At 59.3% G+C, this 13264-nt stretch carries 11 protein-coding genes; 5 read left to right on the plus strand and 6 right to left on the minus strand.

Annotated elements, in window-relative coordinates:
• Positions 1 to 53 precede the first annotated feature (53 nt).
• Together GH769_RS09310 and GH769_RS09315 are read right to left on the minus strand one after the other, a co-directional pair.
• Positions 54 to 1640: an ABC-F family ATPase gene (locus GH769_RS09310; protein ID WP_003191057.1), complete on the minus strand. Its 1587-nt coding sequence runs from the start codon at positions 1638 to 1640 to the stop codon at positions 54 to 56.
• A 142-nt stretch (positions 1641 to 1782) separates the two neighbouring features.
• Positions 1783 to 3021, minus strand: coding sequence for an MFS transporter (locus GH769_RS09315; RefSeq protein WP_014718358.1), 1239 nt, complete (start codon positions 3019 to 3021; stop codon positions 1783 to 1785).
• Between the two features lie 154 nt (positions 3022 to 3175).
• Here GH769_RS09315 and GH769_RS09320 point away from each other — a divergent pair, with 154 nt between their 5' ends.
• Positions 3176 to 3988, plus strand: coding sequence for a bifunctional 2-polyprenyl-6-hydroxyphenol methylase/3-demethylubiquinol 3-O-methyltransferase UbiG (locus GH769_RS09320; RefSeq protein WP_032902168.1), 813 nt, complete (start codon positions 3176 to 3178; stop codon positions 3986 to 3988).
• A 318-nt stretch (positions 3989 to 4306) separates the two neighbouring features.
• Here GH769_RS09320 and GH769_RS09325 read toward each other — a convergent pair whose 3' ends face one another.
• A complete protein-coding gene (locus GH769_RS09325; protein WP_032902170.1) occupies positions 4307 to 4693 on the minus strand; it encodes a TIGR03067 domain-containing protein in 387 nt (128 codons plus the stop codon).
• 340 nt (positions 4694 to 5033) lie between these two features.
• Between GH769_RS09325 and GH769_RS09330 the strand changes: the two genes are divergently transcribed.
• The gene (locus GH769_RS09330) at positions 5034 to 6359 is read left to right on the plus strand and encodes a Wzz/FepE/Etk N-terminal domain-containing protein (RefSeq protein WP_014718361.1); all 1326 of its coding nucleotides are present in this window, start codon (positions 5034 to 5036) and stop codon (positions 6357 to 6359) included.
• Between the two features lie 263 nt (positions 6360 to 6622).
• Positions 6623 to 7522, plus strand: a complete 900-nt coding sequence (lpxO, locus tag GH769_RS09335; RefSeq protein ID WP_032902171.1) for a lipid A hydroxylase LpxO — start codon at positions 6623 to 6625, stop codon at positions 7520 to 7522.
• Between the two features lie 18 nt (positions 7523 to 7540).
• Here the strand turns inward: lpxO and ligD are convergent, their stop codons facing one another.
• The gene (ligD, locus tag GH769_RS09340) at positions 7541 to 10060 is read right to left on the minus strand and encodes a DNA ligase D (protein WP_032902173.1); all 2520 of its coding nucleotides are present in this window, start codon (positions 10058 to 10060) and stop codon (positions 7541 to 7543) included.
• Between the two features lie 24 nt (positions 10061 to 10084).
• Positions 10085 to 10924: a Ku protein gene (locus tag GH769_RS09345; RefSeq protein WP_014718364.1), complete on the minus strand. Its 840-nt coding sequence runs from the start codon at positions 10922 to 10924 to the stop codon at positions 10085 to 10087.
• Between the two features lie 185 nt (positions 10925 to 11109).
• On the opposite strand from GH769_RS09345, the gene GH769_RS09350 reads away from it, so the two are divergent.
• Together GH769_RS09350 and GH769_RS09355 are read left to right on the plus strand one after the other, a co-directional pair.
• Positions 11110 to 11418 carry a hypothetical protein gene (locus GH769_RS09350; protein WP_032902176.1) on the plus strand — a complete coding sequence of 103 codons (309 nt, stop codon included), beginning with the start codon at positions 11110 to 11112 and terminating at the stop codon, positions 11416 to 11418.
• Between the two features lie 12 nt (positions 11419 to 11430).
• Entirely contained in the window at positions 11431 to 12588 is a 1158-nt protein-coding gene (locus tag GH769_RS09355; protein WP_014718366.1) for a PQQ-dependent sugar dehydrogenase, read from the plus strand.
• A 153-nt stretch (positions 12589 to 12741) separates the two neighbouring features.
• On the opposite strand, the gene GH769_RS09360 is transcribed toward GH769_RS09355, so the two are convergent.
• Positions 12742 to 13221: a nuclear transport factor 2 family protein gene (locus tag GH769_RS09360; RefSeq protein ID WP_019820128.1), complete on the minus strand. Its 480-nt coding sequence runs from the start codon at positions 13219 to 13221 to the stop codon at positions 12742 to 12744.
• Positions 13222 to 13264: the final 43 nt, after the last annotated feature.

A 13264-nucleotide genomic window follows, 5' to 3' on the forward strand; every position in this document is an offset into this window, starting at 1 on the left:
CACAGGGACAGGGCTTTTTCTTGCAGCTTGTAGCTTGCAGCTAAGTGCTGCTCTTAGAACACCACACCCTGGCTGCGCAGGTAGTCGTCATAGGTGCCGCTGAAGTCGATCACGCCGCTAGGGCTCAACTCGATAATGCGGGTGGCCAGGGACGATACGAACTCACGGTCGTGGCTGACGAAGATCAGCGTGCCCGGGTAGTTCTCCAGCGCCAGGTTCAGCGCTTCGATGGATTCCATGTCCAAGTGGTTGGTCGGTTCGTCCATGATCAACACGTTCGGCTTTTGCAGGATCAGCTTGCCGAACAGCATGCGACCTTGTTCACCACCGGAGATCACTTTGACCGACTTCTGGATCTCGTCGTTGGAGAACAACATACGGCCCAGGGTGCCGCGAATCATTTGCTCGCCTTGGGTCCATTGGCCCATCCAGTCGAACAGGCTCACGTCGTCTTCGAAGTCGTGGGCGTGGTCCTGGGCGTAGTAGCCCAGCTCGGCGGCGTCGGTCCACTTGATGCTGCCGGCGTCCGGGGTCAGTTCGTTGACCAGGGTGCGCAGCAGGGTGGTCTTGCCGATACCGTTGGGGCCGATGATCGCCACGCGCTCGCCGGCTTCAACCTGGAAGCTGAAGTCCTTGAACAACGGCTTGCCGTCGAAACCTTTGGCCATTTTTTCGACCATGACGGCCTGGCGGTGCAGCTTTTTGTTCTGCTCGAAACGGATGAACGGGCTCACACGGCTCGACGGCTTGACTTCGGCCAGCTGGATTTTGTCGATCGCCTTGGCACGGGAGGTCGCCTGCTTGGCTTTCGAGGCGTTGGCCGAGAAGCGGCTGACGAAGGATTGCAGTTCGGAAATCTGCGCTTTCTTCTTGGCGTTGTCCGACAGCAATTGCTCGCGGGACTGGGTCGCCACGGTCATGTACTCGTCGTAGTTGCCCGGGAACAGGCGCAGCTCGCCGTAGTCCAGGTCAGCCATGTGGGTGCACACGCTGTTCAGGAAGTGACGGTCGTGAGAGATGATGATCATCAGGCTGGAGCGCTGGGTCAGGATGTTTTCCAGCCAGCGGATGGTGTTGATGTCCAAGTGGTTGGTCGGTTCGTCGAGCAACAGCACTTCCGGGTCGGAGAACAGCGCCTGGGCCAGCAGTACGCGCAGCTTCCAGCCGGGGGAGACTTCGCTCATCGGGCCGAAATGCTGTTCCAGAGGAATACCCAGGCCCAGCAGCAGCTCGCCGGCGCGGGATTCGGCGGTGTAGCCGTCCATCTCGGCGAACTCGGTTTCCAGCTCGGCCACGGCCATGCCATCTTCTTCGCTCATTTCCGGCAGCGAGTAGATGCGGTCGCGCTCGGCCTTGACCTTCCACAGCTCCTCGTGGCCCATGATCACGGTGTCGAGCACGGTGAATTCTTCGTAGGCGAACTGGTCCTGGCGCAGTTTACCCAGGCGCACATTCGGCTCGAGCATGACCTGCCCGCCGGACGGGTCGAGGTCGCCACCGAGGATTTTCATGAAGGTCGACTTGCCGCAACCGTTGGCACCGATCAAACCATAGCGGTTGCCGGCGCCGAACTTGACCGAGACGTTCTCGAAGAGCGGCTTGGCGCCGAACTGCATGGTGATGTTAGCTGTGGAGATCAATTACTTTACCTATCAATGGGTTGCGAGCGTGACGGCAGGTGCCTTCAGGCATGCGTCAACAGCGACATCAAGGCGCGAAACCCGGTCGCTGAACACAAAATTTGGGATGTGTGTTGGAATTTGGCGCGCATTGTCGCATATGTCAGGCGACAGTTGTATGGCGAGCGAAGGATGGTTTTGCCAAGGTCTCCGGCATCGCCAGCCACAACAGCATCAAGGCAGCGGCTGCAACTGCCGCCAACGTCAGGAACGCCGCGTTGTAGCCAGCCTGCTGCACCACGAAACCGGCCAGGCTGCTACTGAGCGCCGCGCCGAGGCCGAATACGGTGGAGAGGGCGCCCAGGCTGACGTTGAAGCGCCCGGTGCCTTGGGTCAGGTCTTTGACGATCACCGGGAACAGGGCGCCGAAAATGCCGGCACCGATACCGTCGAGCATCTGCACCGCCACCAGCCAGTAGGGGTCGCTGGATAAGGTATAGAGCACGCCACGCAACGGCAGTATCAGGAAACCTACAAGCAACAGCGGCTTGCGTCCCCAGACATCGGCCTTGAGCCCGACCAGCCAGGCCATCGGCACCATCACCAATTGGGCGGCGACGATGCAGGCTGAAGTCAGCGGGGTGGCCATCTGCAAATTGATCTGCGCCAGTTTCTGGCTGACCAGCGGCAGCATTGCGGCGTTGGCCAAGTGAAACAGTGCGCAGCAGATGGCGAACAGGAGCAGCGGTTGGTTGGTCAGCAACGCTTTCAGGCCCGAGGGTTGTTCGTGGTCGGTGTGATGGGCCGGATCGAAACCACGGGCGACCTCATGGTCAATCGCCTTGGCCGGCACGCAACTGACCGCAATGACACTGGCAACCGCCATAAACGCCATCAGGTAGAACACCACCACCGGTCCGAACAAGTAGGCCAGCCCGCCGGCCAGCAACGCGGCCACGGCATTGCCAGCGTGGTTGAAGGTCTCGTTGCGCCCGGTACGCCGGGTGAAGGCGCGGGGCCCGGTGATCCCCAGCGAAATGGCGGAAATTGCCGGGGCAAAGACAGAGGCGGCTACGGCGCTGGCAGCCTGGGTCAACGCTACCCAGCCAAACGAACTGACGAAGGGCAGCATCAGGCAACTGCCCGTCACCAATAGCGCAGCAATGGCAACCACCGCGCGTTTGTTGCGAGTGCGATCGATCAGCGCACCCGCGGGGCCTTGGGTCAGCAAGGCAGCGATGCCTGCCAGGGTCATGACCACACCAATACTGGCCGGCTCCCATTGATGCACGGCCAGCAGGTAGATCGCCAGGTACGGTCCGAGACCGTCGCGTACATCGGCGAGAAAGAAGTTCAGGCTGTCCAGGGATAAAGCGATACGCAGGTCTGAATGACGGGCCACGATGCGACCTTCAAGAGCGGCGTTCAGGGGCTGAACACGCGTTGGATTAATGACTGGTGGGCTGGGTGATAAGTTTCGCGGTGGGCCAGGGTTTCCTCCTGCGCGCATTTAATTTACTTTCCGAAGCCCACTGGAATGAATTTCTGGAGAAGCAATGGACATGCCCTCAGCGCAAGAGGCGATCGCCAGCAATAGAAATGCCTGGGACGAATCCGCCGGCTTGCATAAAGACACCGCGACCTGGGCGGCACTGCTGGCCTCGGTAGCCGAGCCTGATTTTTCCTGCCTGGACCCGACCATCACCACCTTGCTGCAAGAGGTAGGCGTGGTGGGCAAGGACGTGGTGCAATTGTGCTGCAACAACGGGCGCGAAAGCCTTTCGTTGTATGGCTTGGGCGCCCGTTCGGTGGTGGGGGTTGATCAATCCCGGGCGTTTCTTGAACAGGCGCGGGAGTTGGCCGAGGCCTCGCCACACAGCCCTGAGTTCATTGAGACCGATATCCACCATTTGCCCGAGGGTTTGCGGGCACGGTTCGATATTGCCCTGGTGACCATCGGCGTGCTGGGCTGGATGCCGGATGTGGCGTTGTTCATGCGCCAGGTTGCCAGTGTGCTGAAGCCCGGCGGTACGTTGGTCATGTACGAAACCCATCCCTTTCTTGAGATGTTTGACCCCTGTGGGGCCAACCCTATGCTGCCTGCCAGTTCTTACTTCCAGCGTGAACCCTTTGTGCTGCAGGAGGCAATTGTCTATGAAGGGAAGGATGAGCGGCCCGGGCCGACCTCCTATTGGTATGTACATACCCTGGGCAATGTAGTCAGCGGGGCTATCGCAGCGCAGTTGCAGATCGCTCATTTGCAGGAATACCCGCATTCAAACCGGGAAGAACTCTACGATCAATATGAGCATCAGGCCGCGCAACTGCCCCTGTGCTTTACCATGACAGCGATCAGGCGTGATGGCTGATCAAGGTTTGCGCACGCAAAAAAAGGCCCGCGAGGAGAGGGCGGGCCAAGTGATTCACTGGAGTAGGTAGGCCTGACCTTATAGGTCGAAAAGTGAAGTCCTTGTGAAAATGCCGTGATCAAATCGGATAATCACGGCTTATGTGTCCACCTGTGGCGAGGGAGCTTGCTCCCGTAACGGCCTGCCAGCCACCGCCTATCTGCCTGACGCCCCGCGTTCAAACCTGTGGGAGCTGGCTTGCCTGCGATAGCGGTGTATCAGTGACAGATTAGTTGACTGACCCACCGCTATCGCAGGCAAGCCAGCTCCCACATTTGATCAAGAGCGCCGCACGAAGGTGCGCATGGTTTGCCCTGGGCCAGTGCTGAATACAGTGGGCCTGGGCATGCCTTCATCCGCTGCGATAAATACGAAATCATCGCCGTCGAGCCGGTAACTGGCGGGGAGTTGCTTGCCTGCATCATCGCCCATGTCGTCCGTCCAGGTAATGCTTTTGGGCGTGGTACTGGCGTCCAGTACGAAGCGTCCCGCCAATAATACTTCGCCACTGACCGTGGTCACTTCGAAGCGATCCCCCGCAATTGTCGTCGTTGCTCCCGGCGCGCTGTGGGCATCCCCGGGGTCAAGCACGCCACTGTCTTCAAGGGCTGTTTGTTCCCAAGTGCCTTGCAGTGCGCGAAAGTCCGAAGCGGAAAGGGGTGACATGCAAACTCCTTATTGCTGTTCAAAAAAATGTTCAATTGTATTGAGGCTGACACTGTTCCGCCTGTAGGCGAAATTTTTTTCTTTATAAGACAGCTATTTGACAGCTTTTTCATGTTGTATTGACTACGCTTGCAACCAGATCAGTCTGACATGGCTGTGTCATTTGGCTTACTCACCGAAATGAAACCGAAATAATCCCTAAGTTTGTGGGATATTTCAGGGGACTGAGTGGTCACATCGCCATTGGTCTGCCGTATCCAGGGCGTTGTCCCTGATTTTTGAAGTCTTTTAGACTTCTGAGAATGATGGCCTTTTAGTATTATTTTAAGGTGTTCTTATTTTGAATCGTACTTCCCCGCTTCCGCCTTCCGCAGCGTCTGATGAAATTGATTTATTTGAATTGTTTCACGCCATCTGGCGACAAAAAAAGCTGGTGATCGGGTGTACGCTTCTGGCCGGGGTATTAGGCGCAGGTTATGCCTTCCTGGCACCCAAGACCTATGAAGTCAGCAGTGTGTTGCGGCCTGCTGCAATCAACGAGCTAGACGCCTTGAACCGTTCGGAAGTGTATAAGTTGCCGCCTGCCGATGCGCTGCTCAAAGTGGGCGCGCAGTTGGACTCTTATGATGCACGCCTGGGGTTCTTCAAGGATCATGAGGAGTTGTTCAAGGCGTTCAAGAAACCGGGGCAAACCCTTGAGCAGAGCTTTGAGGCGTTCAACCGCAATTCGGTCAATCTGATTTTGCCTGACCCCAAGAAATCCGATTCGTTGAGCAGCTATATCCGTCTGGAACTGCAATACCCGACCGACGTCGATGGTGTTGCGATCCTCAACGGTTTTGTGGACTACGCCATTGCCGCCGAGCGCCAGCAAGTGGGGGCCGACCTCAAGGTGATCGTCAATAACCGCTTGAGCGAGCTCAAGGGCAAGATCGACGCCGCCCGCGCCAACTACGATACCGATAAAGAATCGAAAATCGCCAAGCTGCTGGAAGCGGACCGGCTCAAGCGTGCCCAACTGCAGGATGAACTCAGCGCCCTGCGCCTGCAGATGAAGATGGAACGCACCAACCGCCTCGCCGAGTTGGCCGAAGCCATCAGCATTGCCAAGTCCATGGGCATTCGTACACCGACAACGCCGTCCTCAATGGCCGACTCCACCCGCACGGGTTCGAGCCAGGTCATGCGGACCGAGGTGAACAACCAGAAGATCCCGCTGTATTTCATGGGGACCGAGGCGTTGGAAGCCGAACGCGCTGCATTGCAGCAGCGTACCAGCGACGATTTCACCAACCCGCGCATTGCCGAGATCGGCAAAGAGCTGCAACTGCTGGAAAGCAACCGCGAGGTTGAGGTGCTGCGCAAGCGTGGCAATGAAGACATCTTCTTGCAGGACGTCGAGCCGCTTCGCGCTGAAGTCGCCAGGTTGCGTGGTTTGAATATCGATATGAGCAACCTCAAGCTGGTGACGATTGACCGTCGAGCCCAGGAGCCTCTGTCGCCGATCAAGCCGAAAAAGCCGCTGGTTATCGCGTTGAGCCTTGTTGGCGGCCTGTTGCTGGGCCTGATGATTGCGCTGATCCGCTACTTCGTTCGCAGCCGCACTCAGGCCGTGCCCTATACGGCATTAGGGGATCGCCGCGAGGGTAACGACTCGCCGCTGTAACCCTTCAAACGCCCTCAAACAGGCAGGCTCAAGGGCCTGCCTGCTCCTACCCCCAGCACACTCAGTAGACAGCTTTTCACAATTCTTAGTTAACCTTTGGTTACAAAGTGTGGCTAAATAACTGCCAATGGTCGCACGCAGGCGGTTATCCGCCGGCCGTGTCGCCTATATGTGAATTGTGATTTCAGGTGCTGCTTATCCATCCTCGGCCGTTGTGGGCCCGCAGGAGCAGCCTGTTCTCTCCCTGACGTGTGACGAATCCCTTGAAACTCATCATTGTTGCTCTCTACGTTGCTTCCATTGCGTATGTACACCTGCGCGGTCGGGTGCGACACAAGCTGGGTCGCCAGCTTAGCGATCACTCGACGTTCCTGGCGCCGATCAACTGTTTCCTGTACCTGTTCTCCAAGCAGCCCAGCCGTCCCTACCTCTCGCCCAGCGACTTTCCAGACCTGAGCCCATTGCAGGAGCACTGGGAAGAGATCCGCGAAGAAGGCCAGAATCTGATGCGGGCGGGGGAGATCAAACGCTCGGAGCACTACAACGACGTAGGGTTCAACTCGTTTTTCAAGACCGGCTGGAAGCGTTTTTACCTCAAGTGGTACGGCGACAGTCACCCCTCGGCGATGAAGCTGTGCCCGCGTACCACCGAGCTGGTGCAGAGCATCGGCTCGATCAAGGCGGCCATGTTCGCCGAGCTGCCACCGGGCTCCAAGCTGGTACGTCACCGTGACCCGTATGCGGGCTCGTACCGCTATCACCTGGGGCTGGATACCCCTAACGATCCAGGTTGCTACATCAATGTGGATGGCGAAAGCTATTACTGGCGCGACGGCGAGCCGGTGATGTTCGACGAGACCTACATTCACTACGCGGAAAACACCACCCAACAGAACCGCATCATTCTGTTCTGTGATATCGAACGGCCGATGAAGTACCGCTGGGCAGCTGCGTTCAACCGCTGGTTCAGCCGCAATGTGATGGCGGCCGCGGGTTCGCCCAACGATGAGGGCGACAAGACCGGCGGCCTCAACCGTGCCTTTACCCGTCTGTACAAGATTCGCCTGCGTGGCAAAGAGCTCAAGAAGCGCAATCGCACGCGCTACTACCTGGAAAAGTGGGCGATCTTTGCCGGTCTGGCGCTGATCTTCATTCTTATCTGACCTGGCTCAAGGCGCGGATCACCCAGGGGGTTGCGCGCCCAGCTTGTCCCACATCTTTTTGCTGATCTTCTGGCGATTGGCATACCCCGCCCAGGGGTCATCCTTCAACGTTTGCAGCCGCTGATGCAGGTTCGCCACTGTCCACTGCTGGGCGCCCCGCAATCCTTTCAACTCCTCTCGACTCACCGGCACCGACACTGGCAGGCCCGGGCGGGCCCGCACGGAATACGCCGCTACGGTACTGGCGCCACGGGCGTTGCGCAGGTAATCGATAAATATCTTGCCGACGCGGTTCTTGGGGCCACTGGTGGCGGTAAAGCGTTCGGGCAGTTGCCGGGTCATGAATTGGGCAATGGCTTTGGCGAACGCCTTCACGGTGTCCCAGCCGTCGCGCCGGGCCAACGGCACGATCAAGTGCAGGCCCTTGCCGCCGCTGGTTTTGACGAAAGCTTGCAAGCCCAGCTCATCGAGTACCGACAGGGTCAGTTGGGCCGCTTCCAGCATGGCTTTCCAGGGCAGGGCCGGGTCCGGGTCGAGATCGAGAACAAACAGGTCAGGCGTTTCAATCTTGTCTGCAGTGGCGCCCCAGGTGTGAAACTCGACCGTCCCCATTTGCACCGCGCCGACCAGGGCCTCCACGCTGTCTATTTCCATCAGGCGCGCATGGCCTGGGTCCAGCGCCTGGTCCAATTGCTTGATGTGGGGGATGGCCATACGCTCTGAGTGCTTCTGGAAGAACTGCTCACCTTCGATCCCTTCAGGCGCCCGCAGCAATGACACGGCACGTGCGCGCAGGAAGGGCAGGATCCATTCGCTGATATCGGTGTAGAACTGCGCCAGTTGCTGTTTTTGCGTGCCGCTGTGCTTGTCGATAATGCGCTCGGGGTGAGTGATTTTCACGCTCTTCACCGTTGCCTGCGCTTTACCGGCTTTCGACGTTTCGTGTGCCTTGACCGACTTGGCCGCGCGCGGCTGTTCATGAATGATCTGCGAGGCTGGCTTGTCGGTGCGCAGGCCCACAAACGCGGCTTGGCGCACCACGCCTTCGCGGGTCCATTCGGCAAATTGCACCTCGCCGACCAGGCTCGGCTCAACCCAATGCACGCCACGGGCCTGGGCACTGGTCAATGGTTTTTGCAGGGGCGAGTCCTTGCGCTCAAGCGGGGTGAGCTTGGCATAGATACTTTTCAGCGCCGCCTGGTCAAAGCCTGTGCCCACGCGCCCGGCATATACCAGGCCGGTGTCATCGTTGACCGCCAACAGCAGCGCCCCAAAGCCGCTGCGCGAACCTTGGGGGCGGGTGTAGCCGACAATCACGAACTCCTGGCGCAGGCGGCATTTGAGCTTGATCCAGTCGGCACTGCGCCGCGACACGTAGGGGCTGCCGGCGCGCTTGCCGATCACGCCTTCGAGCGCCAGGTCACAGGCGCTCTCGAAAATATCGCGCTGGCTGGCGGCAAAGGCTTCGGAGAAGCGCAGCAGTTTGCTTCGGCTGGCGGACAGCGCAGATTTAAGCGCAGCCCGACGCTCTTCGACCGGGTCTTCACGCTGGTCGCGGCCGTTCAAAAACGGTGCGTCGAACAGGTAATAGACAATGTCCAGGCTGCGGCCGATATCGAACGCGTTTTGCAGCGCCTGGAAATCCGGCAGCCCGTCGCCATTGAGGCTGACCACTTCGCCATCCAGCCAACTGTCCTTGAGCTTGAGGGCTTGCAAGGCTTTGCACTGACGTGGCAGGCGTTCGGTCCAGTCGTGGCCGTTACGGGTGAACAGGCGCACTTCGCCGTCGCGAATGCGCGCCATGATGCGGTAGCCGTCGAACTTGATCTCGTAGCGCCAATCACCTTCGGGCGCCCGGTCCACCAAGGTTGCCAATTGGGGGGCAAACTCATCCGGCAGGGCAGCGATGCGCTTGGGCGTTTTGGCTTTTGGCGCGGCCTTGGGTTTGGCCTTGGCCTTTGCCTTTGGCTTACCCACCACCGCATCGCTGAGCACGCTGGCGGGCTCGGCCTGGACGATATCGAACTCAGAGGCCGGGCGCGCCTGCTGATCGTTTTCCTTGATCAACAGCCATTGCTCCTTGTCGCCGCTGCCCTTGAGCCGGGTGCGTACCAGCGCCCAGTCACCGGAGAGTTTTTCACCGACCAGGGTGAATTTGAGCTTGCCCGCCGCGTAGGCTTTGCGCGGATCATCGTGGGGCTGCCAAATGCCTCGGTCCCATACGATCACATCCCCCGCACCGTATTGGCCGGCGGGAATGCTGCCCTCGAAACTGCCATAGCTCAGTGGGTGGTCTTCAACATGCACCGCCAGGCGTTTCTGGCTCGGGTCCAGGCTTGGGCCCTTGGGCACCGCCCAGCTCAGCAGCACGCCATCGAGTTCCAGGCGAAAGTCATAGTGCAGGTTGCGCGCATCGTGCTTTTGAATCACGAAGCTGAGGGCCGAGACGTTGCGTTTGCTGGCGGGTGAGCTGCCGGCGGGTTCGGCGGTAATCTTGAAATCGCGCTTGCGATTGTACTCACTCAGGGGCTTTGCCATGTCATTCTCCCGTCAATGGCAGGCTCAAGAGGCCTTGTTATTGGACTTTTTCGCGGTGCTTTTTTTCGCCGCAGGTTTACCCGCCAGGCTGCGTTTGAGCAGTTCGGTCAGGTCGATGACATCCGCGGATTTTCGCTCTTCGCCGCCTTCGACCGTTTCCACATCTTCGATCTTGCCGGCCTTGGCCTTCTTCGCCACCAGCGCCCTGATCTTGTCCTGGAAGCTGTCACGGTATTCATCGGGCTGCCAATCGGCGCTCATGTCTTCCACCAGGCGCTTGGCCATGTCCAACTCACCTTTGGCCAGGGTCGGCTTTGTCACATCGCTGCCCAGTTCCAACTCATCCAGGCTGCGCACTTCAGCGGGCCAGCGCAGCATGACCAGCACCAGAGCCGATTCCAGCGGCATCAACGCGGCCAGGTGTTGCTTGGTGTGCAGTACCACATTGGCCAGGGCCACCTTGCCGGTTTTTTTCAGCGCTTCGCGCAGCAGTGCATAGACCTTGCCGCCGCGTTTATCCGGAGCGAGGAAGTAGGGCGTGTCGATGTTTTGCAGGGGGATCTGGTCGCTGGCGACGAAGGCGATGATTTCGATGGTCTGGGTGGACTTGGGGTGGGCCGAGCGAATTTCGTCTTCGCTGAGCACCACGTAGCGTCCTTTTTCAAAGGCCACGCCCTTGACGATATTTTCCTTGGTGACTTCCTTGCCGGTGGTTTTGTTGATGCGCTTATAGCCCACCGGGTCCATGCTGCGCTTGTCCAACCAGTCAAAGTCGACGCCTTGTGAAGAGGTCGCCGAGACCAGCGATACCGGGATGTGAACCAAGCCGAAACTGATGGCGCCTTTCCAGATTGCCCGTGGCATAGGTGTGATTCCTCAACGAAGAGCCTGTGTGCTGGTGACTCACAGGGCAGGGCAAAAGTTTCGGCGGATAGATGCTCGGACAGATCGTGTTACACCTGATGAGAAACTATTTAGTGTCACAACGCGAACCCGCGGCGTAGCGTGTTATCGAAAGCACGTAGTACTTGGCATAGAGAGGTTTGGCCATGAACCGTTGTGTACGTCATCTCGCAGCACTGGCGCTGGGCCTGGCCCTTGCGCCATTGGCCCAGGCGCAAAACCTGCCGGGGCGTAGCGACCACGGCCCTATTCACCGGGCCAACCCCAATAGCATGCAGGGCACCCAGCCCAATGCACCGGCTGTTCGCAGTATCCAGCCCGTCCCGGCCAACCCGCGGCCAACGCTGGAAAACGGTGGCATCGGCAACCGCTACCCCAAGCAGGAGGCGGCCCCCAGCCGCCCGGCCACCGCACCCAAAGCGCCCACCTATGATGCCAACGGCAATCGCCACTGAGGATTTCGCCTTATGTTTGTACGTAAAACCCTGCTAGCCGCCCTGTGCGCCACCGCGTTGCTGCCGTTGAGCGCGGCGTATGCCGTCGATAGCCAACAGTTTCCCACTGAGCAAGGCAGCATCACCGCCACGCCGGTCGCCAAGGGCCTGGACCATCCATGGGCGCTGGCGTTTTTGCCGGACCAGCAAGGTTTCCTGGTGACCGAGTTACCTGGGCACCTGCGGTTTGTCAGCCCGGACGGCAAGCTGTCTGCGCCCTTGAAGGGCGTGCCGCAGGTATGGGCCAAAGGGCAGGGCGGGTTGCTGGATGTGGTGCTGTCGCCAGACTTCAAGCAGGACCGCCTGGTGTACCTGTCGTACGCCGAAGGCGGTGGCGAGGGTGGCAAGGCCGGCACAGCCGTAGGGCGTGGTCGCTTGGCCGCTGACTTGAGCGGCTTGGAGGACTTCAAGGTGATCCTGCGCCAGGAGCCCAAGCTGTCTACCGGCAACCACTTCGGCTCGCGCCTGGCCTTCGACCGTGATGGCTACCTGTTCGTGACTCTTGGAGAGAACAACGACCGCCCCACGGCCCAGGATTTGGACAAGTTGCAAGGCAAAGTGGTGCGCATCTACCCGGATGGGCGCGTGCCGGATGACAACCCTTTTGTCGGTCAACCCGGCGTGCGTCCCGAGATCTGGTCCTATGGGCAGCGTAACCCGCAAGGGCTGGCCTTGAATCCCTGGAGCGGCACGATCTGGGAAAATGAACACGGGCCCCGTGGCGGTGATGAAGTCAATATCATCGAGCGCGGCAAGAACTACGGCTGGCCGTTGGCAACCCATGGCATCAACTATTCCCTGCTGCCAATTCCCGAAGCCAAGGGCAAAACGGCAGAGGGCACAGTGGCGCCCCACCATGTGTGGGAGAAGTCGCCGGGCGTCAGTGGCATGGCGTTCTATGACGGCGACCGGTTCAAGGCATGGCAGCACAACCTGTTTGTCGGTGCGCTGGTGAGTCAGGAGCTGATTCGGTTGCAGTTCGAGGGTGACAAAGTGGTCCACGAGGAACGCTTGTTGGGCGAATTGAAAGCGCGGATCCGCGATGTGCGACAGGGGCCGGATGGCTTTCTGTATGTGCTGACCGATGAGGATGATGGTGTGTTGTATCGCGTTGGGCTGAATCAGGACTAAACGTGTGGGAGGGGGCTGGCAGCAGACGCAGATCCAATTGACGCCCCGCGATCCAAGTGTGGGAGCTGGCTTGCCTGCGAAGGCGGTGTGTCAGGCGCTTTCGCAGGCGAGCCAGCTCCCACATTGGATCTCATTCGGTCTGCAGAGTCGGGGTTATAGCCCCAGCTCTGACAGGCCGGGATGCGCATCCGGGCGCCGCCCCAGCGGCCAATGGAACTTGCGCTCGCTCTCCTTGATTGGCATATCGTTGATGCAGGCAAAGCGGTTGGCCATCAAGCCGTTCTCGTCGAACTCCCAGTTTTCGTTGCCGTACGAGCGAAACCAGTTACCCGAATCATCGTGCCATTCATAGGCATAGCGCACGGCGATGCGGTTATCAGTAAAGGCCCACAATTCCTTGATCAGACGATAATCCAGCTCCTTGGCCCATTTGCGGGTCAGGAACTGCTTGGCTTCTTCGCGGTTATGGGCAAATTCGGCGCGGTTACGCCAGTTCGTGTCCAGGGTGTAGGCCAGGGATACACGTTGCGGGTCGCGGGAGTTCCAGCCATCTTCGGCCAGGCGGACTTTTTCGATGGCAGAGGTGCGGGTAAACGGCGGCAGGGGCGGGCGGACTTCTTCTTGGGCTGACATGGGCGACTCCTCAATGCAATAAAGGTTGGGTCGAAAGTTGCCT

It is taken from the genome of Pseudomonas sp. CFSAN084952 (genome assembly GCF_009648855.1).
GTDB classification, from domain to species: Bacteria; Pseudomonadota; Gammaproteobacteria; order Pseudomonadales; family Pseudomonadaceae; genus Aquipseudomonas; species Aquipseudomonas paracarnis.